Genomic DNA, 23568 nt, shown 5'->3' with positions numbered 1-23568 from the left:
AGCTCAGCTCAGCTCTTGCCGTTGGCGGGCGGCTTTGCCGGTGCCGAGCGCGCTGCCCCGGAGCGCGTCGACGAACGTGATCCAGACCTCCGGGGCGAACAGCAGTGCGGGGCCGGCCGTGTTCTTGGAGTCACGCACGGCCAGCAGGCCGGGCGTGAGTGAGGCCGTCTCCACGCAGTTGTTCATTCCGGTGCTGTAGCTGCTGCGCCGCCAATGCGCATCGCGCAGTGCCGAATCGCAGGGTAGGGACCAGGACGTTGTGGACATGGTGCCCCCTCAGGCGCCGCCCCCGATTTTGGTGATGAAGGTCAACGATTCCTTGACGGTCAGGGCGTTGGTCCGCAGTGTGTCGAACGCGGCGCTGTACGCCCGGAGGTCTTCTTTCCGTTCCAGGTAGAGGCTACTCGTCAAGTGGTCGAGAACAACAACATCGAGATCAGTAATGTGCGAAAAAGAAAAAATAATGAAAGGACCGGTGATACCAATGGGCATTCCGGCCGAGAACGGCAGCACCTGCAGCCGCACCTGCGGCAGTGCCGCGACCTCGGCCAGATGCCGCAGCTGAGCCGCCATCACCCCGGGGCCGCCCACCTCGCGCCGCAGCGCCGCCTCGTCGAGCACCGCGTGCAGCCGCAGCGGCCGCGCTCCGCGCAGCACCGACTGGCGTGCGATCCGCACCTCGACCAGCGTGTCCACCTGTGGCAGGAGCAGATCCGGCAGCGCCGCCCGGGTCACCGCCCGCGCGTAGTCCGGGGTCTGCAGCAGGCCCGGCACCACCGTGGTCTCCAGCGTGGACGCGGCCGAGGCCTCCGACTCCAGGCTGATGAAGTCCCGGTAGGCGGGCGGCAGCAGATCGCGGTACGCGTACCACCAGCCGCGCCGCGACCCCTCCGGATCCGAGGCGCCCCCGCCGCACAGCGCCTCCAGCAGGGCGCGCAGCTCCGGGTCCGCGACCTCGTAGACATCCAGCAGCCGCGCCACATCGGACGGTCTCGCGCCGCTGCTCCCGGTTTCCAGCCGACTCACCTTCGACTGGTGCCAGCCCACCCGGCGCGCGGCCTCGCCGCTGGTGAGTCCGGCGAGATCGCGCAGGCGGCGGAGTTCCGCACCGAGCTTGCGGCGGCGCACCGCAGGGCCATACCGCATGACATCCCCTTTCGGCATTCTCTGGAATTCCCGTTCGCCAGTGTGCCGCGCAAATCCGGTCTTCCGTAGCAGAGTTCACCGTTTCGAGCGACAGATATATGCATAACTCGGTGGATCGCGCCCGCTGTGCGGTCCATCGATGGCACTCTGACCCTAGAGCCGCCGGGGCTGCCCACGACTTCACTGGCTTGGCATACCACTCGCACGCGTCCGCAGCCGCGCTCCGGCGGGAAGGGACAGGGTCGCCATGGCTGACCACCAGGAAGCATCCGTCACTCTGCCGAGCGCGCCGGTCTCGGTGACCGCGGCGCGAAGATATGTGACGAGCGTGCTGGCCGAATGGGGTCTGCCGACGGACGCGGAGACCGTCGGCATCGTACGGCTCGTCGTCTCCGAACTCGCCACCAACGCCGTCCAGCACACGATGGGCCAGTCGCCCACCTTCACCGTGGATCTGCGGCTGGAGCGCGAGGAGCGGCTCAGCATCGGCGTCACCGACAGCCACCCCAGATGGCCCAAACGGCTGCCCCCCGCCATCCATCAGGACAACGGCCGGGGCCTGCTGATCATCCGGTCGCTGGCCGCGGAGTCGGGAGGCGAGGTGTCCGTCATCCCGACGCCCGAGGGGGGGAAGACCGTCTGGATCGCGCTGCCCTGGACCGTCCCCGTAGCCTGAGCCCGCCGATCAGCCGGGGCAGCAGGCCCCACAGCCCGCAGCACACGGCCAAGGTGCCCGACGCGGCGGCGATCCCCGGGCCCCGCCCCAGCACGACGTCCACCACCAGCAGCACCGACCCCGAGAAGGCCAGCGCCAGGAAGCCGAGCCCGACGGTCGCCAGCCGGGAGGAGACGTCGACGATCCGGCGCTTGGCGCCCTGCCGGAACAGCGCGCGGTGGATGGCGGCCGGAGCGGTGAACAGTGCCGCCGCGACCACCGCCAGCAGCAGGGTGGCGATGTAGGTGCCGCGCTGCACGCTGTCCAGGGTCCCGAACCGCTGGGTGAACGCCAGTGTCAGCAGGAAGGCGAACAGGATCTGCACCCCGGTCTGGGTGACCCGCAGCTCCTGCAGCAGCTCGGCGAAATTGCGGTCGTCACGCTCCAGCGGGGTCTCGTGGCGAGTCGTGTGTCCACCCTCGTCGTTCATGACCTTTCGGGTTACCGCAGAGGTTCGAAGTACGCGGGCTCACAGGACGCGCTTGGCGTTGCCCGTGGCGGCGCGGGACTCGGCCAGCTCCCGTATGCGCCCGAACACCGGCCCGGCCGCCGGGCCGATCAGATAGTGCGGCATATCGCCGTGCTCGATCACACCGTACGGGCTGGTGCCCATGAGATACGAGGAGTAGAGGATCAGCCCGTCGGGCCGCCGCATGTCGACCGCCAGCGCCGAGAACCCCGGGAACTCGTCCGTCTGGTACACCCGCAGCCCCTCGGCCTCGGCGCCGTAGCGCTCCTTGAACCGGCCGAACCGCTCCAGCGAATCCTTGATCTTCCTCGTCATGTCCTCCTGGTACTGCCGCGCCAGCGTGGCCGCGGCATCCGAGGACGGGTCCAGCAGAAAGCAGCTGTAGACGCCGCCCCGGCGCAGCAGGCTGCGGACCGCGTCGCGATAGCGGGCCGGGCGCTCGGTGGTGACCAGCCGGCTGGAGGAGGTGCGCAGCGCCGTGCCCATGTCGAGGACCTCCTCGGACGCCGCGTCCAGCAGCCGCGCCTTCTCCTCGGAGCTCGGCCGCTCGGGATACGCGTGGACAGCGGTGCCCCCGTCCAGCCCGCGGCTCGCCAGCCAGGCCTTGACCGCCCGCTCCGGGCCGCCGTCCCCGGCCATCAGATAGACGCGCTTGCCCTCGTGGCTCCCCACGGGCGCGAACTGCTGCGCGTACGGGCCGGCGGTGCGGTACACGTCCTCGGAGATCGCCAGGCAGTCCCGGGGGGTCGCCTTCTCCAGATGGGCGGCCAGATTGATGTCGGGGGAGTGGATGGTGCCGGTCCGCCCCTCGCCGGTGTGCTGGATCGTCCCCTTGTGCACGGCCATCCGCAGATGCAGCTCGCCGCCCACGCCCGCCCGCGCGAACTCGTCCCGTAGATGGATCAGGTCCAGGGTGAGGAAGGTCCTGGCCGCCTCCAGCGCGACATCGCGGGCCACGCTCTCGCTGTCGTCGTGGACGGCGAGGAAGCCGCCGTCGCCCCGCCAGCTCCACACCCCGCTGCGGGCGCAGCGACGCTCAGCCGCCAGCTGCGCGAGCCGGCTGCGCATCCGCTCACGCAGCAGGTCGAAGGCGTGGGCGGCGCGGTCTCTCGGGTTCGACAGGACGATCGTCGAATACCCGGCCGTGTCGATGAAGACCAGGTACACATGGTCGTAGGTCCGGTCCGCCTGGAACTGCTCGGTCACCACAAGCCCCCTCCTGCTGCCGACACCGGGCCACGCTACGCGCGTCGGCACGGGCGTCGAAGACGTCGCACGTCACATTGGTTCCACCAAGCCCCGCTCGACGGCGCTGCGCTCCACGCAGAACTCATTTCCCTCGGGGTCCGCCATCACCACCCAGCCGAGCCCGTCGTCCGTGCGCCGGTCGTCGACGACCTTCGCGCCCAGCGAGAGCAGCCGCTCCACCTCGGCGTCCCGCGTCCCCGAGGGCGGCTGGATGTCGAGGTGGTGGATGCGGTTCTTGACGGTCTTTCCCTCCGGCACCCGCAGGAACAGCAGCCCCGGGACGCCGGTCTGGTTCGAAGAGATCAGTACGTCGTCGTCGTCCGGCGTGGAGCCCTCCAGCGCATACCCGGTCAGGGTGGACCAGAACTGCGCCAGGGCGTAAGGATCATGGGCGTCGAAGGTGATGTTCCGGACCGGGTTCAGATACGACATGTGATCCCTCGCGGCGATGGACGGACTTCTCCGACCTCGCCAACCTACCGGCGCCCACTGACAGTCAGGCCTCTGCCTCAGCGCACATGCCCGTACCAGACTTTTTTGGTCCAGATGCGCTCCAGCCGCACCACGGTCCCCGGCTTGGGCGCGTGCCAGATCCGGTCGCGTCCCGCGTACAGGCCTACGTGGTAGACGCTGCTACCGGAATGGAAGAACACCAGGTCGCCGCCGTGACGGGAGGCGGCCTTGATGTGCCGGGTGCGGTTGTACTGCGAGGCCGCGGTACGCGGCAGCCGCTTCCCGGCCCGCTTGTACGCGTACTGGGTCAGGCCCGAGCAGTCGAAGCGGTTCGGGCCCGCCGCCCCGTACCGGTACGGGGCTCCCTTTTTCGAGGCGGCGACCTGCAGCGCCTTCGCGGCGGCGGAGGCCGCCTCGGCCTGCTGCGGAATCACCGGCCCCGTCACGGGGCCGCCGACCGCGGCGACGGTCAGGGCCGAGACGGCGCCGGCCCGGGATACGGCTGCAGGGACTCGTATGTGCGCATTCATCGCGCACCCCCTTCGTCTGCCGGGGCCCGCCCGGCGCGGGCCGGCCAGGTGCCCGGCGCGGCGGGTCCTGTCGTCCCTGGGATGGTGCCCCAGCCCGGCATGGATTCCGAGCCGGGCGGGGCTTTGTGAACTCATTCACGATTCCCCCGTCCAGGTGAACGCCCCACTCCCCGGCGGGCTCTCCCCCGGAGCCCGTTGCCTGGGGGAGCGCCCCGACCGCCGGGGAGGCGAAGGGCGCCGCCCGCGACCCGCGCAAGCGGGGGCGGCGGGAGCGTCAGGGCCGGGTTGCGCCGTCCGGGTGAACCGGGGCGTGGCGGGCCGCGCGGCGTCAGGGGGCGGATGCCGGGGGAAGCGTGACGCGGTCGGTGCGGCGCTCTCCGTCCAGTACGCGCAGGGCCCGCTCCAGCGTCGTGGCGTACAGCCGGCTCTCACCCCGCTCGTGCATCAGCGCCAGCGCGTCCCGGAGGGCGGCGGCCTTCCCCACCAGGGCCTGTGCGGCCCGCAGCCCCGCGTAGGTGTCGCTGCCGCGGGCCGGGTTGATCCGGCCGAGCAGGTCGGCCACCTCCAGATAGCCGTCCACCAGCGCGCCCTCCGCGCGGGTGAGCGCGGGCAGCGGGGGCAGTTCAGGTGGCAGCACGGCCACTCACCTTGCGCCGCGCAGCGCCTGTGGGCGCTTGCGGCTCTGGGTGAGCCGGTCCACGAGTCCGTACGCCACCGCGTCCTCGGCGTCGAAGATCTTGTCGCGCTCGATGTCGGAGCGGACGCGCTCGGCGGGCTGCCCGGTGTGCCGCACCAGCAGCTCCTCCAGGAGGTCGCGGGTGCGCAGCATCTCCCTGGCCTGGATCTCCAGGTCGGAGGTCGTGCCCTGGATGGGCTCGCTGAACGACGGCTGGTGGATGAGAACCCGCGCACCCGGCAGCGCGAAGCGCTTGCCCGGAGCCCCGGCGGCGAGCAGTACGGCGGCCGCGGAGGCGGCCTGGCCCAGGCAGATCGTCTCCACGTCGCACGTGACGAAGTGCATCGTGTCGTAGATCGCCGTCATGGCGGAGAACGAGCCGCCGGGGGAGTTGATGTACAGCGAGATGTCCTGGTCGGGCCCGGCGTGCTCGAGGTGGATGAGCTGTGCGATCACGTCGTTGGCCGAGGTGTCGTCGACCTGGGTGCCGAGGAAGACGATGCGCTCGGACAGGAGCTTGGAGTACGGGTCCATGGTGCGGACCCCGGAGCTCGTGCGCTCGGTGAACTCGGGCAGGACGTAGCGCGCGGTCGGGTGTTCCATCGCGTCACCTCTCGGTGTCAGTCAGTGGCCAGGAGCCTGTAAAAAATGTACAGGACGTACATCTCGTTATGATGGGGAGCATGGCCTACGAGATTCCGGTGACGCAAGCCCGTGCAGAGCTCGCGGAGCTGATCAACCGCGTTGTCTACGGCGGTGAGCGGGTGGTCGTGACGCGGCACGGAAAGCCGCTCGTGGCCCTCGTCTCGGCCGATGACCTGCGGCGACTGGAGGAGATCGAGGCGGACGAGGCGGGTGTGGAGGAGCAGGTGATCAGCACCGTCTCGACCGTCCGCCCGGCGGCGTCCGCTCCCGGCGAACGGCGGCGGTTCGGCATCGCGGCGGAACATCGCGGCCCGGACGCCGGCGGGCGGCGTCCGGGCCGCGAGGGGTGACCGGGGGCGGGGCCTCGCCACCCGCCGGGGCGGGCGCCGGGCCGGAGATATGGTTGCAGCGGGAGCAAGGCGCACGGTCGGCGCCAAGGGCCGACAACGCTGATTCGGAGTGCACTGTTATGGGCGTGAATCCGGCACCCTCGCACCGCCGGTCCCGCGAGGCCGCTCACATGGCCTGCGAGGTGATCGAACTGCTGGAGGTTCTGTGGGAGCGGGGACGGGACGCGGTCTCGTCCTCTCCGGTATCGGCGTCGCAGCTACGGGTGTTGTACAGCCTGGACCGCGAGGAGGGCATCAACCTCCGCACCCTCGGCGAGCTTTTGGGATCGGCTCCTTCGTCGGTGAGCAGACTGTGCGACCGGTTGCAGGCGCTCGGGTTCGTGGAGCGCGCCCCCAGCCCGGTCAGCAGGAGGGAGCTGGAAATCCGCCTGACCAGTCACGGCAAGGCGTATCTGCTCGAGTTGCGGGCCCGACGGGAGGAGGCCCTGCTGGCCGCCATCGCGACCATGGCCCCCACCGCCCGCAAGGCGCTGCTGGACGGACTGAAGGGATTCCGGGACGCGGTGGAGGAGACTTCCACCGTCCAGCGGCGGGACACGGCGGACAGCGCGGTGCGGCTGGCCTGAGGCCCCCGTCCTGTGCGCTGGTGCGAGCGCCCCCTCGCCCGATCCGCCACGGTCCACCTCTCACGAGTCACAGGCCGCCGTGCGATGCGCGCCGCAACAGCCCCCGCCGCGAGGCGAGCCCCCCTAGAATGTTGTCACTCAGGCACAGTTGTCAAATGGCAATGATCGTCAGTCTGTTCGTCCGTCGCCTTCGCGTCCGTACCAGTCGAGACAGACCACCAGAGCGTCGTCGTCGAGCGGCGTGTCACCGCGGAAGCCCGCCAGTTCGCGCAGCACCGCCTGCGGCACCTGAGTCGGCGGCAGCAGTCTGGTGTTGCCCAGGGCGCGGATCAGAGCCCGCTCCGCATAGCGCTCACCCGCCGGGGACAGCGTGTCGTACATCCCGTCGCTGCCGAACAGCAGGCGGTCGCCGGAGCGCGCCGTGAAGTGCTCGGCGACGTAGACGGTGTCCTCGAACATGCCGAGCGGCAGTTGGGCGTCGAACCCGACAGGCTCGACGGTGCGCTCCCGCTGGCGCCACAAGCGGGGCGACCCGGCGTCCACGACCTCCACTTCCCCGGTCGCGAAGCGGAACCGCAGCAGCAGCACCGACACATAGGCCTCGCCCCGGTAGTGGGCGTAGACCGCCTGGTCGGCGAGGCTTGCCTGGTCGGCGAGGTCGAGGCCGGCGCGTCGGGCGTTGCGCAGGGCGTTGACGGCGAGATTGGTCAGCAGTGCCGCCTCGATGCCCTCGCCCATGCCGTTGGTGACGGTCAGGGTCAGGTGATCGGCCGAGGCGGACCAGTCGAAGTTGTCGCCGAAGATGGCGTACGCCGGCTCGAGATGGGCCCCGAGGGAGAACTCCGCACGGGTGCAGGAGTGGCCGGGCAGCAGCTGCCACTGCATCTCGGCGGCGAGGGTCAGCCGGGTGGCGCGCCGGGCCAGGAGGTAGAGGTCCGTGTCGCGCTCCGCGACCAGGATCTCGTGGCCGAGCGCGTCGCAGATCGACTGCAGGTCCTGGAGGGGCGCCTGGGTGTGGCGGTCGGCCGGCAGCCTCACCGACAGAACGCCCATGCGGCCGCCGCGGATCGTCATCGGCAGATGGACGTCCACCGCGCCCTGGGCGGTGTCCTCGATGACGCAGGGCTCCTGCGCCCCGAAGGCGCGGCCCTGGGGGCTGCCGTGGATGGGGACCGGCTCCGCGGCGACGGGCCCGGGCCCCACGACCTGGAGCGACCGCATGCCGTAGTCCGCCAGGCGCAGTTCGACCCGTGCGGCGCCGTACCGCTCCGTCAGGGCAGTCGTGACGACATCGAGCAGGGCATGGGGTGCGGCTGTGCGCAGGGCCCGCTCGACCGTAGCAATATTGTCCACATCGTCCTGCTTCTCGAATGCGCCGGGACCGCGGCGGCCACGGGCCGGCGCGCCCGCGCCGACATGCGACGACCGGGGCGTGGCCGCCACGGCTGAGCCGCAGCGACCTCCCGTGATCGTCACGCCGCATTGTATGCATCACGAGGACAACAATTGTCTTACGACAAATATTGCTATAGCGGGAGTGTGTGACGGCCCCGCCCTCTCGCCCATGCCGTTGCTCAATTGATTGGATGGGGTGGATGTGCCCGCCGCGGGGTCGACCCGAGCGGGGTCAAGGACGGTCATCGAGGCTGGAGTGGGTGTGTATGGCCAGGGGTTTCCAGGTCGACACCGTTGTCGAGCGGGTACTCGCGCTGCGCGGTGAGCTCGACCTCGAAGGAGCTCCGGTGCTGGAGCGGGTGGCGGGCGAGGCGTTGGCGCGGCGGCCCGACCGGCTGGTGCTCGACTGTCGCGATGTGACCTTCTGCGACTCCAGCGGGCTCAATGTGCTGCTGCGGCTCCACGGCCGGGCCGGACAGGCGGGAGCCCAACTGGTGCTCGCGGACATCTCGTCCAGTTTGCGGCATGTGCTCCGGCTCACCGAGACGGAGCGGGTGCTGGCCCTGGCCGGGACGGTCGACGAGGCGCTTGCGCGGCCCGTGCCGTGACGGCGGCTTTCGAAGCCCGATATCACACTCTCTCTGCGCTCGGCCAGAGTCGTCAGCAGGGCTTTCCGGCATGTCCGTCTTTGTGGTGGCGACGGCGCTTACAAATAGTTGCTTGGCGGCAACTGTGGCAGTATGACGCTCGGAGCGCCTGATCACTTCCGTGTCGACGGCTCACCGGTTCCGCACGGCCGGTGAGCGGACCGCTACATGAGGGGCGGAGAACCATGGCGGCGAGTTCAGGCGCCGGAAGGCGTCCGGCGGCGCGTGCCGCGACGGGCCCGAGTGCCGGCCCGGTCGCGGAACCGGAGCTGAGGCAGTTGCTGGCCGGGCTCACGGCAGTCAGGGACGGCGACTTCGGCACCCGCCTCCCGGCCGACCGCGACGACCTCCTGGGAGAGATCGCCGTCGTCTTCAACGGCATGGTGGACCAGCTGGCGCTGTTCACGTCCGAGGTGACCCGGGTGGCCCGTGAGGTGGGCGTCGAGGGCCGCCTCGGCGGTCAGGCCGAGGTGCCGGGCGTGGACGGAACCTGGAAGGACCTGACGGACTCCGTCAACGCCATGGCGGGAAACCTGACCACTCAGGTGCGGGACATCGCCCAAGTCGCCACGGCGGTGGCCAAGGGCGATCTGACTCAGAAGATCACCGTCGAGGCCCGGGGCGAGATCCACGAGCTGAAGGACACCATCAACACGATGGTCGACGAGTTGTCGGCGTTCGCGGACGAGGTGACCCGGGTGGCCCGCGAGGTCGGCACCGAGGGCCGGCTCGGCGGGCAGGCGCGGGTACCCGGTGTCGGCGGCACCTGGCGCGACCTGACGGACTCGGTCAACTTCATGGCCGGCAACCTCACCGCCCAGGTGCGGTCGATCGCGCGCGTGGCCACCGCCGTGGCCCAGGGCGATCTCACGAGCAAGATCGACGTGGACGCCCGCGGCGAGGTGCTGACGCTGAAGACCACCATCAACACGATGGTCGACCAGTTGTCGGCGTTCGCGGACGAGGTGACCCGGGTGGCCCGCGAGGTCGGCACCGAGGGAAACCTCGGCGGGCAGGCCACCGTCAGGGGCGTCTCCGGCACCTGGAAGGACCTGACGGACAACGTCAACGTCATGGCGTCCAACCTCACCAGCCAGGTGCGGTCCATCTCCCAGGTGGCCACCGCGGTGGCCCGGGGCGATCTGTCGCAGAAGATCACCGTCGAGGCCAAGGGCGAAGTGGCGGCGCTCGCCGGAGTGATCAACACGATGGTCGACCAGTTGTCGGCGTTCGCGGACGAGGTGACCCGGGTGGCCCGCGAGGTCGGCACCGAGGGAATGCTCGGCGGGCAGGCCCAGGTGCCCCACGTGGCGGGCATCTGGAAGGACCTCACCGAGAACGTCAACTCCATGGCGAACAACCTGACCAATCAGGTCCGCAACATCGCCCAGGTCACCACGGCGGTGGCCCGGGGCGACCTCACCCGCAGGATCGATGTCGACGCCCGCGGCGAGATCCTGGAGCTGAAGACCACCATCAACACGATGGTCGACACGCTCTCCTCGTTCGCCGCCGAGGTGACCCGGGTGGCCCGCGAAGTGGGCAGCGAGGGACGGCTCGGCGGGCAGGCCGAGGTCGAGGGCGTCCACGGCACCTGGAAGCGGCTGACCGAGAACGTCAACGAGCTCGCCGGAAACCTGACCCGCCAGGTCCGGGCCATCGCCGAGGTCACCAGCGCCGTGGCCGAGGGCGATCTCACGCGCTCCATCACGGTCGACGCCTCGGGCGAGGTCGCCGAGCTCAAGGACAACATCAACGCCATGGTGGGGTCCCTGCGCGCGACCACCCGCACCAACCAGGAGCAGGACTGGCTCAAGACCAACCTGGCCCTCATCTCCGGGCTGATGCAGGGCGGGCGCGAGCTGACGATGGTCGCCGAGTCGGTCATGGACGCGCTGGCGCCACTGGTCGGCGCCCAGTACGGCGGCTTCTACCTCGCCCGGGACACATCGCGGGGCGTCGAACTGCACCTGGTCGGCTCCTACGGGCTTCCCGCCGGGGACGAGGACCGGCCAGTGCGGTTCCGGCTCGGCGAGTCGCTCGTCGGACAGGCGGCCCGCAGCCGCCGCACCATCGCCGTCGACGAACTCCCGCCCGGCTATGTCACCGTCTCCTCCGGCCTCGGCGCGGCCGAGGCGTCCAGTCTGATCGTGCTGCCCATCGCGGTCGAGGGACAGGTCCTCGGCGTCATCGAGGTGGCCTCGGTGACCCGGTTCACCGACATCCACCGGGACTTCCTCGAACAGCTCGCGGAAACGATCGGCGTCAACATCAACACCATCGTCGCCAACGCCAGGACCGACGAGCTGCTGGAGGAGTCCCAGCGTCTGGCCGCCGAACTCCAGGCGCGCTCCGAGGAGTTGCAGGCACGGCAGGACGAGCTGCAGAGGTCCAACGCCGAACTGGAGGAGAAGGCGGCGCTCCTGGCGGCGCGCAACCGCGACATCGAGACCAAGACCCGGGAGATCGAACAGGCCCGCCAGGAGCTGGAGGAGCGCGCCCGGCAGCTGGCGCTGGCCTCCAAGTACAAGTCCGAGTTCCTGGCCAACATGAGCCATGAGCTGCGCACCCCCCTCAACAGCCTGCTGATCCTCGCCCAGCTCCTGGCGCAGAACCCGACCCGGAACCTCACGCCCAAGCAGGTGGAGTACGCGGGAGTCATCCACTCGGCGGGATCCGACCTGCTCCAGCTGATCGACGACATCCTGGACCTGTCCAAGGTCGAGGCGGGCAAGATGGACATCCAGCCCGAGCGGGTGCCGCTGCGGCGTCTGCTCGACTACGTCGAAGCCACCTTCCGGCCCCTGACGGCCCAGAAAGGCCTCGAGTTCCACATCAGCGTCTCTCCGGCCGTCCCCGACGAACTGGTGACGGACGACATCCGCATGCGCCAGGTCCTGCGCAACCTGCTCTCGAACGCGGTCAAGTTCACCGAAACCGGAGCGGTGGAGCTGCGCATCGCGCCCGCCGCCGAGTCCGATCTGCCCCGGCGGGTCCGCGAGCACGGACCCGCCCTCGCCTTCCGGGTCGTGGACACCGGGATAGGGATCGCCGAGCACCAGCTCGAAGCGATCTTCGGGGCGTTCCAGCAGTCGGACGGCACCACGAGCCGCAGCTACGGCGGCACGGGTCTGGGCCTGTCCATCAGCCGGGAGATCGCCCAGCTGCTCGGCGGGGCCATACACGCCGCGAGCACCCTCGGCGAGGGCAGCACCTTCACCTTCTCCCTGCCGATCGGGCGGGACGCCTTGCCCGGTGCCGCCCCGCGGGCCGCGGACGCGCCGAAGTCCGCCCAGGAGCCGCCGGCCGGCGCCCACCCCGGGCGGCGCGGCCTGCTGGTGGTCGAGGAGCGGCCGCGCGGTCTGCTGTCGCTGCTGGCCGAGAGCGTCGTCGACGGGTCGGCGGACCGCGACGGGGCTGGTGGCGCGCCGGTCCCGGTGCGGCTGCGGACGGCCGTCGGAGCGCAGGAGGCCGCCGCGGCACTCGCCGCCGAGCCGTGCCACTGCGTGGTCCTGGATCTCGGCATGCCCGACGGGGCGGCCCTGCGGTTCCTTGAGGAACTGGGCCGGACCCCGGCCGCGGCGCGGGTTCCGGTGCTCGCCCACCACACAGAGCCGTTGGACCCCCACTGGGAGCGGCAGCTGGCGGACTGGTGCCAGGGCAGGCCGTGGGAGCTGCAGCCGAGCCTGGACGAGCTGCGCCGGCGCATCGCGCTCCACATGACGGGCGACACCCCGCCCCCGGTAGGGGCCGCCGCGCCGGCCGACCTCCCGCGTGCCCGGCCCGCGGAGGCGGACCGGCCCGGCGACCTCGCCGGGCGGGTGGCCCTCGTCATCGACGACGACACCCGCAACGTGTACGCGCTCACCGGCATCCTCGAACTGCACGGCATGCGCGTCCTGCACGCCGAGAACGGACGTGAGGGCCTGGAGACGCTGTCCCGCCACTCGGAGGTCGAGCTGCTGCTGATGGATGTGATGATGCCCGAGATGGACGGCCACACCGCGACCGCGGCGGTCCGGGCCATGCCCGAGTACGCCGACCTGCCGATCATCGCGGTGACCGCGAAGGCCATGGCGGGCGACCGGGAGAAGGCGCTGGCCGCGGGGGCCAACGACTACATCACCAAGCCGCTGGACGCCGACGCGCTCGTGACCTGCATCCGCCGCTGGCTGTACCGGTGAGCGAGTGTGAACAGCGCCTGAACGCGCTGGCGGGCACGGTGGCGCAACTGCGTCACGACCTCGCCGCGGCCCAGAAGACGGCCGACGCGCGGGCACTGATCGGCATCGCCACCGGCATCCTGGTCGAGCGCGGACACGGCGGCCCGACGGAGGCCGCCCATCACCTGGAGGAGCTGGCGGAGACCGCCGGGCTCCCGCTGCTCGAGCTGGCCGCGGACATCGTCAACGGGGCGGCCGGGGACCAGTTCACCGAGGCCCTGCCCAGCACCTCGACGGCCCCCGACGACGGGCGCCGCACCCCTTTGGCCGTCCTGCGGCTGCGGTCGGCCGAGGCCGGCGCGCTCACCGAGGACCCCCAGACCGTGGTGGACACGCTGATCGAGCAGGTGCTCGCCCCCCTCGGGGCGAGCGCGGTGGCCCTGTGGACCGTGGTCTCCGGCGGCGCCCTGGCCCTCGTCGGACATGCGGGCTTCCCCCGGGGCGAGGCGGCACGGTGGCGCTATGTGCCGCCCGGCGTCGGCGTCCCCGCCCAGCGCGCCGTGGCCGAACGCCACTCGCAGTGGTTCGGGGCGATGCCCGCCGAGGTGCCGGGAATAGGGAAGCACCACGGCAGCGACGGTGCCCGTGCCGTACTCCCGGCCGAGCTCGCCGGCCGCATCCTCGGCGTGCTGGAGGTGTGCTGGCCCCACCCGCGGCCCCCGCTGCCCGCTTCGGTCAGCCGCCAGCTGAACGCGCTGGCCGACCTGTGCGCCCACACCCTGCCCGACACCCAGGTCGCCACGGCCGAGGCCGTCGAGCACCCGGCGGTCCCGGCGAACACCTTGATGGATCTCGCCGACGGCCTGCTCGATCCGGTGCTGATCCTCAGACCGCTGCTCGACGAACACGACCACGTGGTCGACTTCTCCATCATGTACGCCAACGAGCGCTTCGCCGATCCGGTCGGCCGGCCGCGCTCCATGATCACGGGTATGCGGCTGCTGGAGGCGTACCCCCTCGCGGCGCGCGAAGGCGGACTGTACGAACACGTGCTGCGGGTCCACGCGACCGGGGAGCCGCTCTGTGCGGAGCGGACGGCCCTGAGCGTCCTGGCCGACGACAGGTCCTTCACCGGGATCGCCACGGTGGGCATCGGCCGGTACGGGGACGCGGTGCTGCTCAGCTGGCGGCTGGAGGACGAGGCCGCCCGGCTCGCCGCGCTCGTGGAGCACGTCCAGCGCCTCGGCCGGATCGGTGGCTTCGAGCAGGACGCGATCAGCGGAAGGGCCGTCTGGAACAGCCAGCTGTTCTCGCTCTTCGGGCTTCCGCCCACGGCGGTACCGGTTCCGGTGGAGCGGCTGGCCGAACACGCTCACCCCGACGACTCCGTGGCCATCGGCCGGTTCCTGCGCACGCTGCTGCATCACCGCCACTCCGCGTCCACGGCCTTCCGGCTCCGGCGCGCCGACGGGGCGGTGCGCCACATCCGCGTCGTCGCCGAGCCGGTGGCCGATCAGGCCGGCCGGCTGCTCAGGGTGCGCGGGGCCTATCAGGACGTCTCCGCCCAGCACTGGACCGAAGTGGCGCTGGCGGCCACGCGTGACAAGCTCGCCGACACCGAGCAGCAGGCCGAGGAACGCAACCGCCTGGCCCTCCAGTTGCAGCGGGCCATCATGCCGTCGTCCCCAGCCCCGGTCGACATCACCGGGCTGCACGTGGCGGTGCGTTACCGCCCGGCCGAGGAGGGACACCTGGTGGGCGGCGACTGGTACGACGCCGTGGTCCTGCCCGGCAAGAAGGTGCTGCTGGCGGTCGGCGACGTGGCCGGCCACGGCATCGAGGCGGCCACCGGGATGGTGGTCCTGCGCAACGCGCTGCGCGGGCTGGCCGCGACCGGGTGCGGCCCGGCCCGGCTGCTGGGCTGGCTGAACAGCGTGGCCCACCACCTCACCGAGCAGGTGACGGCCACCGTGGTGTGCGGCATCTACGACCCGGAGACCCAGACGCTGCGGTGGGCGCGGGCCGGTCACCCACCGCCCGTACTGATCCACGACGGGGCCGCCACCGCCCTTCCGCTGCCCGGCGGAATCCTGCTCGGCGCCGTCGCGGAGGCGCGCTACGAGGAACACGGCGTCAACCTGGCCTCCGGGGACCGGTTGCTGATGTACACCGACGGGCTGATCGAGCGGCGGGACACGTCCGTGGAGAAGTCGCTCGAGCAACTGCTGGCCATCGCCTGCGCGGCCACGCCGGAACTCGGGGAACACCTGGACCTGCTGCTGACGCACGCGCGGTCCGACACCGACGACGACACCTGTCTGATCGGGATCGACGTGAGCTGACCCGGTGCCTCAGCGGGCCGGCAGCAGCCCGGCGCGCAGCCGGCCGATGGTCCGGGCCAGCAGGCGCGAGACGTGCATCTGGGAGATGCCGAGCCGCTCGCCGATCTGCGCCTGGGTGAGCTCGTCGACGAACCGCATATGGAGCAACCGCCGGTCCCGGTCGTCGAGTTCGGCGATCAGCGGTGCCAGGTCATGGTAGTGCTCGACGAGTTCCATGGCGGGGTCGTCGGCGCCGATGAAGTCGGCCAGCACGGCCTCCCCGTCCTGGTCCTCGCCGCCCAAGGCGGCGTCCAGGGAGGCGGTGCTCTTGCCGTTCGACGCGATCCGCGCATCGATGACCTCGGCCTCCGTCAGGTCCATCAGCGCCGCCAGCTCGCCCACCGTGGGAGTGCGCCCCAGGCGCGAACTGAGCTCGTCCGTCGCCTTCATGAGTTCGGCGCGGGCCTCCTGCAGCCGCCGCGGCACATGGACCGCCCATGTCGAATCCCGGAAGAACCGCTTGATCTCGCCCACGATGTAGGGCACGGCGAACGTCGTGAACTCCACCTCGCGGGACAGGTCGAAGCGATCGATCGCCTTGATGAGACCGATCATGCCGACCTGGACGATGTCCTCCATCTCGTCGCCGTGGCCGCGGAAGCGCCGCGCGGCGAATCGGACCAGCGACATGTTCATCTCGATGAGGGTGTTGCGCACGTAACTGTAATCGTGCGTGCCCTCCTCGAGGGTGGTCAACTGGTCGAAGAGGGACTTGGACAAGGCCCGGGCGTCCCTCGGCGCGACGCTTCGCGGTTCGACATCGTGCGGCAGCCCCGTCAGGTTGGTCTTGTTCGCCGTGGACACGTTCGCCGCGAGCACCGTCATAACCCCTCCCTGCTCTGGCCGGGTCGGCCGCCGAATGGTTGTGGAGCGCTTCTGTCCCAGGATTCACGTGTTATGCCTACGACTTCCCACCCGGTTGTCCGGACCGGCGGGTGAGTGAGCGGCGCGTCGCGGGGAAGCCGGAACCCAAGGGCGAATGAGACCGCGCCGGAGGGAGGCCATGTGACCACCGTCGACGAGAACATGTCGGTACGCACCAGCCCGGACACCGCTGCGGTGGCCCGCGACGCCGTGCGGAAGCTGCTCAGCCGGCACCGGCCCCCGGTGAGCGACCTGCCCCTGACCGACGCGCTGCTCATCACGTCCGAGCTGACCACCAACGCCCTGCGCCACGCCGGCGGGGTCACCGCCTTCGGGTGCGTGGTGCGGGAGAACCGGCTCGAGATCACGGTGGAGGACGCCAGCGACGTCCTCCCCGCGGCACGTCCCCCCGACGACCCGTCCGTACCCGGCGGCCACGGCTGGCCCATGGTGTGCCGGCTGGCCTGCGAGGTGACGGTGGGCGCGCTGCCCGGCGGGGGCAAGCGCGTACGGGCCCTCGTCCCGCTGCGCTGACCGCCGCCCCAGTTAACGCGGTGGAAACGCCACGGAACTAGCCTGCGGAGGCCGGGACGAGTGTGAGGTGGGAAGCGTGCAATTGACCCCGCACGAGCAGGAACGACTGCTCATCCATGTGGCCGCCGACGTGGCCGAGAAGCGGCGGGCCCGCGGAGTGCTCCTCAACCACCCCGAGGCCGTGGCGCTGATCACCGCGCACATCCTGGAGGGCGCCCGCGACGGCCGTACGGTCGCCGAGCTCATGTCCTCGGGCCGCACCGTGCTCACCCGCGAAGAGGTCATGGAGGGTGTCCCCGAGATGATCCACGACGTCCAGGTGGAGGCCACCTTCCCGGACGGCACCAAGCTCGTCACCGTCCACCAGCCCATAGCCTGAGGGAGGGCGTCTGCCGTGATCCCCGGAGAGATCCTGCACGCGGACGAGCCGGTGCGCCTCAACGAAGGCCGCCCCGTCACCCGCCTCACCGTGCTCAACGCCGCCGACCGGCCCGTCCAGGTCGGCTCCCACTACCACTTCGCCGAGGCGAACCCCGGCCTCGACTTCGACCGCGCCGCCGCCCACGGCAAGCGCCTGCACATCGCCGCGGGCACCGCCGTGCGCTTCGAGCCCGGCATCCCCGTCGAGGTCGAGCTGGTCCCGCTCGCGGGCGAGCGCGTGGTACCCGGGCTGCGCGGCGAGACGGGAGGATCTCTCGATGTCTGAGCTCAGCCGCGCCGCGTACGCGGATCTCTTCGGGCCGACCGCCGGCGATCGTATACGGCTCGCCGACACCGACCTCCTCATCGAGATCGAGGAGGACCGCGCCGGCGGCCCCGGCCGTGCCGGGGACGAAGCGGTCTTCGGTGGCGGCAAGGTGATCCGCGAGTCCATGGGCCAGTCCCGCGCCACCCGCGCCGAAGGGACCCCCGACACCGTGATCACCGGGGCCGTGATCCTGGACCACTGGGGCGTCGTCAAGGCCGACGTCGGCCTGCGCGACGGCAGGATCACCGGCATCGGCAAGGCGGGGAACCCGGACACCATGGACGGCGTCCACCCCGACCTCGTCATCGGGCCGGAGACCGAGGTCATCGCGGGCAACGGCAAGATCCTCACCGCCGGGGCCATCGACGCCCACGTCCACTTCATCTCCCCGACCATCGCCGACGAGGCGCTGGCCGCGGGCATCACCACCCTGGTCGGCGGCGGCACCGGGCCCGCCGAGGGCACCAAGGCGACCACCACCACCCCCGGCCCCTGGCATCTGGCCCGGATGTTCGAGGCGCTGGAGGGCTACCCCGTCAACATCGGGCTGCTCGGCAAGGGCAACACCGTCTCGCGCGAGGCGATGTACTCCCAGCTGCGGGGCGGCGCCCTCGGGTTCAAGATCCATGAGGACTGGGGGGCCACCCCCGCCGCCATCGACGCCTGCCTGGGAGTGTGCGAGGAGAGCGGCGCCCAGCTCGCCATCCACACCGACACGCTCAACGAGGCGGGCTTCGTCGGCGACACCCTCGCCGCCATCGCCGGGCGCTCCATCCACGCGTACCACACCGAGGGCGCGGGCGGCGGGCACGCGCCGGACATCATCACCGTGGTCTCCCAGCCGAACGTGCTGCCCAGCTCCACCAACCCGACCCGCCCGCACACCGTCAACACCGTCGAGGAACACCTCGACATGCTGATGGTCTGCCACCACCTCAACCCCGCCGTCCCCGAGGACCTCGCCTTCGCCGAGTCCCGCATCCGGCCGAGCACCATCGCGGCCGAGGACATCCTGCACGACCTCGGGGCCATCTCGATCATCTCCTCCGACTCCCAGGCCATGGGGCGGGTCGGCGAGGTCGTGCTGCGCACCTGGCAGACCGCGCACGTCATGAAGCGCCGCCGCGGCGCCCTGCCCGGCGACGGCCGCGCCGACAACCACCGGGCGCGTCGCTATGTCGCCAAATACACCATCAATCCGGCTCTCGCCCAGGGCCTGGACCACGAGATCGGCTCCGTGGAGCCCGGGAAGCTCGCCGATCTGGTGCTGTGGGACCCGGTGTTCTTCGGCGTCAAGCCGCAGCTGGTCATCAAGGGCGGGCAGATCGCGTACGCGCAGATGGGCGACGCCAACGCGTCCATCCCCACGCCGCAGCCGGTCCTCCCGCGCCCCATGTTCGGCGCGATCGGCCGCGCCCCGGCCGCGAACTCGCTCAACTTCGTCACGCGGACCGCGCTCGACGACGGCCTCGTGGAGCGGCTCGGGCTCGGCAAGAGGTTCGCCCCGATCCGCAGCACGCGCGGCGTCACCAAGGCCGACATGCGGGAGAACGACGCCCGCCCGCGCGTCGAGGTCGACCCCGATACGTTCACGGTGACCATCGACGGGGAGCCGGTCGAACCGGCCCCGGCGGCGGAACTGCCCATGGCCCAGCGCTACTTCCTCTTCTGAGCGTACATGTCTGTGTCTGAGCCTGTATCTGCGTCTGCGTCTGCGTACATGTCTGTGTCTGTGTTCGGGGATGCGACCACCTCCGCGGGCGGGCCCGCCGCCCGGGCGGCCCTGCTCGTCCTCGCCGACGGCCGGTTCCCCGCCGGAGGCCATGCGCACTCCGGGGGAGCCGAGGCCGCCGTCAAGGCGGGCCGGATCCGGGACGCGGGGACGCTGGAGGAGTTCTGCCGGGGCCGGCTGCACACCGCCGGACTCACCGCGGCCGGGCTCGCCGCCGCGGCCGCCGCCGGGCTCGACCCGCTCGTGCTCGACGAGGCCGCCGACGCCCGCACCCCGGCCCCCGCCCTGCGCGCCACCGCGCGGCGGCTCGGCCGCCAGATGATGCGTGCCGCACGGGCCACCTGGCCCGGCCCGGAGCTCGACGCCCTCGCCGCCGCCCGCCCGCGCGGCGCCCACCAGCCGGTCGTCCTCGGCCTTGTCGTGCGCACCGCCGGGGCGAGCCCGCCGGACGCCGCGCACATCGCCGCGTACGAGTCGGTCAGCGGGCCCGCGACCGCCGCCGTACGGCTGCTGAGCCTGAACCCCTTCGACGCCACCGCCGTGCTCGCCCGCCTCGTCCCCGAGCTCGACCAGGTCGCGGCGCGGGCAACCGCGGCGGCCCGGCGGGCCCTCGACGAGGGCCCGGACGCGCTGCCCGCCGCCTCCGCGCCGCTGCTCGACATCACCGCCGAAGCGCATGCGGCCTGGCCCGTCCGTCTCTTCGCCTCCTAGGGCCGCAGCAGCCGCAGCAGCGCCCCGCCGGCGCCCCGTCGGCGCCACCCCACCCAAGCCACGCCCCCGAGTCATCCGGAGCCGTCATGCATCTCGACGACCATCTCGAACACGCCGGCACCTACCCGCAGCGCCACACCTACAGCGCCGCCGACCCCCACCGCCCCGACGGCACCCGCCGTGCCCTGCGCATCGGCCTCGGCGGCCCGGTGGGGTCCGGGAAGACCGCGACCGTCGCCGCGCTGTGCCGCGCGCTGCGCGACGAGCTGTCGATCGCCGTGGTCACCAACGACATCTACACCCGCGAGGACGCCGAGTTCCTGCTGCGCAACGCCGTCCTGCCCGCGACGCGCATCACGGCCGTGGAGACCGGCGCCTGCCCGCACACCGCGATCCGCGACGACATCTCCGCCAACCTCGAAGCGGTCGAGGACCTCGAAGACGCGGCCGGCCCGCTCGGCGGCCTCGACATCGTCTTCGTCGAGTCCGGCGGCGACAACCTCACCGCGACCTTCTCCAAGGGCCTGGTCGACGCCCAGATCTTCGTCATCGACGTCGCGGGCGGCGACGACATCCCGCGCAAGGGAGGTCCCGGCGTGACCACCGCCGACCTCCTGGTCGTCAACAAGACCGACCTCGCGCCGTACGTCGGCTCCGACCTGGAGCGCATGGCCCACGACGCGCGCGCCCAGCGCGGCGATCTGCCCGTCGCCTTCACGTCCCTGGTCGCCGAGGACGGCGTCAAGCCGGTCGCGGACTGGGTCCGTGCCCGGCTGGCCGACTGGACGGCGGCCCACGCGTGACGGCGCCCTCGCCTCCGCCAGACGGACGCGGTCCGCGATCCGCGGCAGCCACGGCCGCGGGCCCCACGCCGGGCCCGCAATCCCGGCGCGCCTCCGCCCCGACCGGCAAGGCGGGTGCAGGGCACGCTGCTGCTGGGGCGCCGGTTGTGGCGGCGGGCGTACGGGCCGCTGCCCGGATCGTCGCGGAGAGGGACGGGCGTGGCGGGACGGCGTTGCCTGTGCTCGCCGGGGACGGTCCGCTTGCGTTGCGGCGGACCCGGTCGGTGGGGGCGGAGGCGCGGGTGACCGTGGTCGGGGCGATGAGCGCTCCGCTCGGCGGCGATCGGATCGGCCTCGACGTGGCGGTGGGGCCGGGCGCGCGGCTGTGGGTCGGGTCGGCGGCGGCCACCATCGCGCTGCCCGGCCGGTCGGCCGAGCCCGCCCACTACGACGTACGGCTCACCGTCGGCGACGGCGCGACGCTGTGCTGGCTCCCCGAGCCGCTGATCTCCGCGCGCGGCAGCGACCTGCGGATGACCTGCCGTGTCGAGCTCGCCCCCACCGCCCGTCTGTTGCTCCGCGAGGAGCAGGTCCTCGGCCGGGCCGGAGAGCCGCCGGGCCGGCTGACGACCCGTCTGACGGTGTACCGCGCCGGGCGGCCGCTGCTGGACCAGGAGCTCGGCTACGGGCCGGGGGCGCCCGGCTGGGACGGCGGTGCGGTGTTCGGCGGGCACCGGGCGACCGGTCAACTCCTCCTCGTCGACCCGGCCTTCGAGGACCGGCCCGTACCCGTCCGGCCGCTCGGCGAGACGGCGGTCCTCACCCCGCTCGCGGGCCCCGCCGCCCTGGCCACCGCGGTGGCGCCGGACGCGCTTCGGCTGCGGCGGCTGTTCGACGACGTGGCCGGTCGCGATGGGCCCGGGTGGTGCGAGGCCGTCCAAGGGGCCGCCGTTGGCAGGATGTTCACGTGTTGATAAAGAAACACTGATTTCGTGCTTTGCCCTGTACTGACCTGTCAGTGAGGCGCGAGGATCCTTCTGACACTCTGTGATCATCGCCGCCGTGTGCGGCGCGAACCAGCAGGGGGATTACCTACGTGAGACGTACAGCAATGCTCGGCGCGGCCGGCGGCGTGCTCACCGGGGCGCTGATAGCGGGCGCACTGACCACGCCCATGGCCAGCGCGAAGAGCCGTACGCCGGGGGGACCGGCGGAAGCGCGCGGCGTCCAGATCGCCGCGGCCAGGGCCGCCGCGGCGGGCATCGACTGGCAGGACTGCCCGGCCGACTGGAGTCTGGAGAAGCCCATCCAGTGCGGCTATGTGACGGTCCCGCTCGACTACGCCAAGCCGTACGGCCGCACCGTCAAGCTCGCCGTGGACCGGATCGGCAACACCGGGAGCGCGACCGAGCGCCAGGGCGCGCTGATCTACAACCCGGGCGGGCCCGGCGGCTCCGGGTTGAAGTTCCCGCGAAGGGTCACCACCAAGAACCCGCTGTGGACGAAGACCTCGAAGGCGTACGACTTCGTCGGCTTCGACCCGCGCGGGGTCGGCCACTCCGCCCCCATCTCCTGCGCGGACCCGCAGGAGTACGTCAAGGCGCCGAAGCCGGACCCGGTGCCGGACAGCGAGGCGGACAAACGAGTACAGCGCAAGCTCGCCAGGGAGTACGCGCAGGGCTGCGCGGAGCGCAGCGGATGGATGCTGCCGTACATGACGACGCCCAACACGGCCCGTGACATCGACGTCATCCGGGCCGCGCTCGGCGAGAAGAAGCTCAACTACCTCGGCGTGTCCTACGGCACCTACATCGGCGGCGTGTACGCGACGCTCTTCCCGACGCATGTGCGCCGCATGATCGTCGACAGCGTGGTCAATCCCTCGCGGGAGAAGATCTGGTACCAGGCCAACCTGGACCAGGACGTCGCCTTCGAGACACGCTGGAAGGACTGGACGGCATGGGTCGCCAAGAACGACGCGACCTACCACATCGGCGACACCCCTCAGAAGGTCCAGAGGCAGTGGGAGACGCTGCGCGCGGCCGCCGAGAAGCACCCGATCGGCGGGGTCGTCGGCCCGGCCGAGCTGGTGGGCTTCTTCCAGAGCGCGCCGTACTACGACTCCTCGTGGGGCCCGGTCGCCGCGGTGTGGAGCGGCTACCTCGCCGGTGACGAGAAGCAGTTGGTCGAGGCGGCGGGTCCGGATCTGTCCGACACCGCGGGCAACATCGCCTCGGAGAACGGCAACGCCGTCTACACGGCGGTGGAGTGCGCCGACGCCAAGTGGCCGACCAGCTGGCGCACCTGGGACCGGGACAACACCCGGCTGCACACGGACTACCCGTTCATGACCTGGGCGAACGCCTGGATGAACCTGCCCTGCGCCACCTGGGACGCCCCACAGCAGACCCCGCTGGAGGTCGGCGCGGACAAGGGTCTGCCGAAGACGCTCATCGTGCAGAGCACGCGCGACGCCGCCACCCCGTACGACGGTGCCGTCGAGCTGCACAAGCGGCTGAAGGGCTCGCGACTGATCACCGAGAAGGACGCGGGCTCGCACGGTGTCACCGGCCTGGTGAACCCCTGCATCAACGACCGGGTGGACGCCTATCTGCTGAAGGGCACGGTGGACGCCGAGGACGTGACGTGCGACCCGCACGCCACGCCCGTCCCGGCCACCGCCAAGTAGCCGGAGCAGGTTGGGCCCGGGCCCCGTTCCGCGGGTGTGTACGCATCGGCGGGGCGGGGCCCGG

General features: G+C 71.5%; 24 protein-coding genes. 14 read left to right on the top strand and 10 right to left on the bottom strand.

What is annotated here, in order from left to right:
• Positions 1-3 precede the first annotated feature (3 nt).
• Both PV419_RS41800 and PV419_RS41795 read right to left on the bottom strand, forming a co-directional pair.
• Complete coding sequence (locus tag PV419_RS41800; protein ID WP_319698032.1) at positions 4-267, bottom strand: DUF397 domain-containing protein; 264 nt, start codon at positions 265-267, stop codon at positions 4-6.
• Between the two features lie 9 nt (positions 268-276).
• Positions 277-1146, bottom strand: coding sequence for a helix-turn-helix transcriptional regulator (locus tag PV419_RS41795; protein ID WP_319698030.1), 870 nt, complete (start codon positions 1144-1146; stop codon positions 277-279).
• Between the two features lie 247 nt (positions 1147-1393).
• Between PV419_RS41795 and PV419_RS41790 the strand changes: the two genes are divergently transcribed.
• Complete coding sequence (locus PV419_RS41790; RefSeq protein ID WP_319698028.1) at positions 1394-1822, top strand: ATP-binding protein; 429 nt, start codon at positions 1394-1396, stop codon at positions 1820-1822.
• Here PV419_RS41790 and PV419_RS41785 read toward each other — a convergent pair.
• The 6 genes from PV419_RS41785 to PV419_RS41760 form a co-directional block, all read right to left on the bottom strand.
• Positions 1755-2291, bottom strand: coding sequence for a DUF6328 family protein (locus PV419_RS41785; RefSeq protein WP_319698026.1), 537 nt, complete (start codon positions 2289-2291; stop codon positions 1755-1757). The genes PV419_RS41790 and PV419_RS41785 overlap by 68 nt on opposite strands.
• Positions 2292-2330: 39 nt before the next feature.
• Positions 2331-3536: a hypothetical protein gene (locus PV419_RS41780; RefSeq protein WP_319698025.1), complete on the bottom strand. Its 1206-nt coding sequence runs from the start codon at positions 3534-3536 to the stop codon at positions 2331-2333.
• A gap of 72 nt (positions 3537-3608) precedes the next feature.
• Positions 3609-4010 (bottom strand): VOC family protein, encoded by a 402-nt coding sequence (locus PV419_RS41775; protein ID WP_319698024.1) that lies wholly within the window; start codon positions 4008-4010, stop codon positions 3609-3611.
• A gap of 77 nt (positions 4011-4087) precedes the next feature.
• Positions 4088-4561 (bottom strand): C40 family peptidase, encoded by a 474-nt coding sequence (locus tag PV419_RS41770; protein WP_319698022.1) that lies wholly within the window; start codon positions 4559-4561, stop codon positions 4088-4090.
• 328 nt (positions 4562-4889) lie between these two features.
• On the bottom strand, positions 4890-5198 hold the full coding sequence (locus tag PV419_RS41765; RefSeq protein WP_319698021.1) for a hypothetical protein: 309 nt from the start codon (positions 5196-5198) through the stop codon (positions 4890-4892).
• Positions 5199-5204: 6 nt separating this feature from the next.
• Positions 5205-5840 (bottom strand): ATP-dependent Clp protease proteolytic subunit, encoded by a 636-nt coding sequence (locus PV419_RS41760; protein ID WP_319698019.1) that lies wholly within the window; start codon positions 5838-5840, stop codon positions 5205-5207.
• An 80-nt stretch (positions 5841-5920) separates the two neighbouring features.
• On the opposite strand from PV419_RS41760, the gene PV419_RS41755 reads away from it, so the two are divergent.
• Positions 5921-6232 carry a type II toxin-antitoxin system Phd/YefM family antitoxin gene (locus PV419_RS41755; RefSeq protein WP_319698017.1) on the top strand — a complete coding sequence of 104 codons (312 nt, stop codon included), beginning with the start codon at positions 5921-5923 and terminating at the stop codon, positions 6230-6232.
• Positions 6233-6351: 119 nt separating this feature from the next.
• On the top strand, positions 6352-6858 hold the full coding sequence (locus PV419_RS41750) for a MarR family winged helix-turn-helix transcriptional regulator (RefSeq protein WP_319698016.1): 507 nt from the start codon (positions 6352-6354) through the stop codon (positions 6856-6858).
• A 168-nt stretch (positions 6859-7026) separates the two neighbouring features.
• Here the strand turns inward: PV419_RS41750 and PV419_RS41745 are convergent, their stop codons facing one another.
• Positions 7027-8211, bottom strand: coding sequence for a PP2C family protein-serine/threonine phosphatase (locus tag PV419_RS41745; RefSeq protein WP_319698014.1), 1185 nt, complete (start codon positions 8209-8211; stop codon positions 7027-7029).
• Positions 8212-8519: 308 nt separating this feature from the next.
• Here PV419_RS41745 and PV419_RS41740 point away from each other — a divergent pair, with 308 nt between their 5' ends.
• From PV419_RS41740 to PV419_RS41730, 3 genes are all read left to right on the top strand, one after another.
• Positions 8520-8861, top strand: a complete 342-nt coding sequence (locus PV419_RS41740; protein WP_319698012.1) for an STAS domain-containing protein — start codon at positions 8520-8522, stop codon at positions 8859-8861.
• Positions 8862-9085: 224 nt separating this feature from the next.
• Complete coding sequence (locus tag PV419_RS41735) at positions 9086-13084, top strand: HAMP domain-containing protein (protein WP_319698011.1); 3999 nt, start codon at positions 9086-9088, stop codon at positions 13082-13084.
• Entirely contained in the window at positions 13081-15405 is a 2325-nt protein-coding gene (locus tag PV419_RS41730; protein WP_319698009.1) for a SpoIIE family protein phosphatase, read from the top strand. Before PV419_RS41735 ends, PV419_RS41730 begins: the two co-directional genes overlap by 4 nt.
• A 9-nt stretch (positions 15406-15414) precedes the next feature.
• On the opposite strand, the gene PV419_RS41725 is transcribed toward PV419_RS41730, so the two are convergent.
• Entirely contained in the window at positions 15415-16269 is an 855-nt protein-coding gene (locus PV419_RS41725) for an RNA polymerase sigma factor SigF (RefSeq protein WP_319698008.1), read from the bottom strand.
• Between the two features lie 180 nt (positions 16270-16449).
• On the opposite strand from PV419_RS41725, the gene PV419_RS41720 reads away from it, so the two are divergent.
• The 8 genes from PV419_RS41720 (at position 16450) to PV419_RS41685 (ending at position 23504) form a co-directional block, all read left to right on the top strand.
• A complete protein-coding gene (locus PV419_RS41720) occupies positions 16450-16842 on the top strand; it encodes an ATP-binding protein (protein WP_319698007.1) in 393 nt (130 codons plus the stop codon).
• A gap of 76 nt (positions 16843-16918) precedes the next feature.
• Positions 16919-17221 carry an urease subunit gamma gene (locus tag PV419_RS41715; RefSeq protein WP_319698005.1) on the top strand — a complete coding sequence of 101 codons (303 nt, stop codon included), beginning with the start codon at positions 16919-16921 and terminating at the stop codon, positions 17219-17221.
• 15 nt (positions 17222-17236) lie between these two features.
• Positions 17237-17548 (top strand): urease subunit beta, encoded by a 312-nt coding sequence (locus PV419_RS41710; RefSeq protein WP_319698003.1) that lies wholly within the window; start codon positions 17237-17239, stop codon positions 17546-17548.
• A complete protein-coding gene (locus PV419_RS41705) occupies positions 17541-19262 on the top strand; it encodes an urease subunit alpha (RefSeq protein ID WP_319698001.1) in 1722 nt (573 codons plus the stop codon). The genes PV419_RS41710 and PV419_RS41705 overlap by 8 nt, the downstream gene beginning before the upstream one ends.
• Positions 19263-19310: 48 nt before the next feature.
• Entirely contained in the window at positions 19311-20033 is a 723-nt protein-coding gene (locus PV419_RS41700) for an urease accessory protein UreF (RefSeq protein ID WP_319697999.1), read from the top strand.
• Positions 20034-20119: 86 nt separating this feature from the next.
• On the top strand, positions 20120-20836 hold the full coding sequence (ureG, locus tag PV419_RS41695) for an urease accessory protein UreG (RefSeq protein ID WP_319697997.1): 717 nt from the start codon (positions 20120-20122) through the stop codon (positions 20834-20836).
• Positions 20837-20982: 146 nt separating this feature from the next.
• A complete protein-coding gene (locus tag PV419_RS41690; RefSeq protein ID WP_319697995.1) occupies positions 20983-21789 on the top strand; it encodes an urease accessory protein UreD in 807 nt (268 codons plus the stop codon).
• A 137-nt stretch (positions 21790-21926) separates the two neighbouring features.
• On the top strand, positions 21927-23504 hold the full coding sequence (locus PV419_RS41685; RefSeq protein WP_319698103.1) for an alpha/beta hydrolase: 1578 nt from the start codon (positions 21927-21929) through the stop codon (positions 23502-23504).
• Positions 23505-23568: the final 64 nt, after the last annotated feature.

Source organism: Streptomyces sp. ME19-01-6 (assembly GCF_033793745.1).
In the GTDB taxonomy this organism is placed as follows: Bacteria; Actinomycetota; Actinomycetes; order Streptomycetales; family Streptomycetaceae; genus Streptomyces.
Note: the sequence above shows the minus strand (reverse complement) of the source record. Positions and strands in the feature narration are given on the sequence as shown.

Coding starts and splice junctions, on each gene's coding strand:
- PV419_RS41760 (WP_319698019.1), bottom strand. CDS start 5,840: ATGGAACACCCGACCGCGCGCTACGTCCTGCCCGAGTTCACCGAGCGC.
- PV419_RS41795 (WP_319698030.1), bottom strand. CDS start 1,146: ATGCGGTATGGCCCTGCGGTGCGCCGCCGCAAGCTCGGTGCGGAACTC.
- PV419_RS41785 (WP_319698026.1), bottom strand. CDS start 2,291: ATGAACGACGAGGGTGGACACACGACTCGCCACGAGACCCCGCTGGAG.
- PV419_RS41685 (WP_319698103.1), top strand. CDS start 21,927: ATGCTCGGCGCGGCCGGCGGCGTGCTCACCGGGGCGCTGATAGCGGGC.
- PV419_RS41725 (WP_319698008.1), bottom strand. CDS start 16,269: ATGACGGTGCTCGCGGCGAACGTGTCCACGGCGAACAAGACCAACCTG.
- ureG (WP_319697997.1), top strand. CDS start 20,120: ATGCATCTCGACGACCATCTCGAACACGCCGGCACCTACCCGCAGCGC.
- PV419_RS41770 (WP_319698022.1), bottom strand. CDS start 4,561: ATGAATGCGCACATACGAGTCCCTGCAGCCGTATCCCGGGCCGGCGCC.
- PV419_RS41790 (WP_319698028.1), top strand. CDS start 1,394: ATGGCTGACCACCAGGAAGCATCCGTCACTCTGCCGAGCGCGCCGGTC.
- PV419_RS41705 (WP_319698001.1), top strand. CDS start 17,541: ATGTCTGAGCTCAGCCGCGCCGCGTACGCGGATCTCTTCGGGCCGACC.
- PV419_RS41700 (WP_319697999.1), top strand. CDS start 19,311: ATGTCTGTGTCTGTGTTCGGGGATGCGACCACCTCCGCGGGCGGGCCC.
- PV419_RS41800 (WP_319698032.1), bottom strand. CDS start 267: ATGTCCACAACGTCCTGGTCCCTACCCTGCGATTCGGCACTGCGCGAT.
- PV419_RS41755 (WP_319698017.1), top strand. CDS start 5,921: ATGGCCTACGAGATTCCGGTGACGCAAGCCCGTGCAGAGCTCGCGGAG.
- PV419_RS41740 (WP_319698012.1), top strand. CDS start 8,520: ATGGCCAGGGGTTTCCAGGTCGACACCGTTGTCGAGCGGGTACTCGCG.
- PV419_RS41735 (WP_319698011.1), top strand. CDS start 9,086: ATGGCGGCGAGTTCAGGCGCCGGAAGGCGTCCGGCGGCGCGTGCCGCG.
- PV419_RS41775 (WP_319698024.1), bottom strand. CDS start 4,010: ATGTCGTATCTGAACCCGGTCCGGAACATCACCTTCGACGCCCATGAT.
- PV419_RS41750 (WP_319698016.1), top strand. CDS start 6,352: ATGGGCGTGAATCCGGCACCCTCGCACCGCCGGTCCCGCGAGGCCGCT.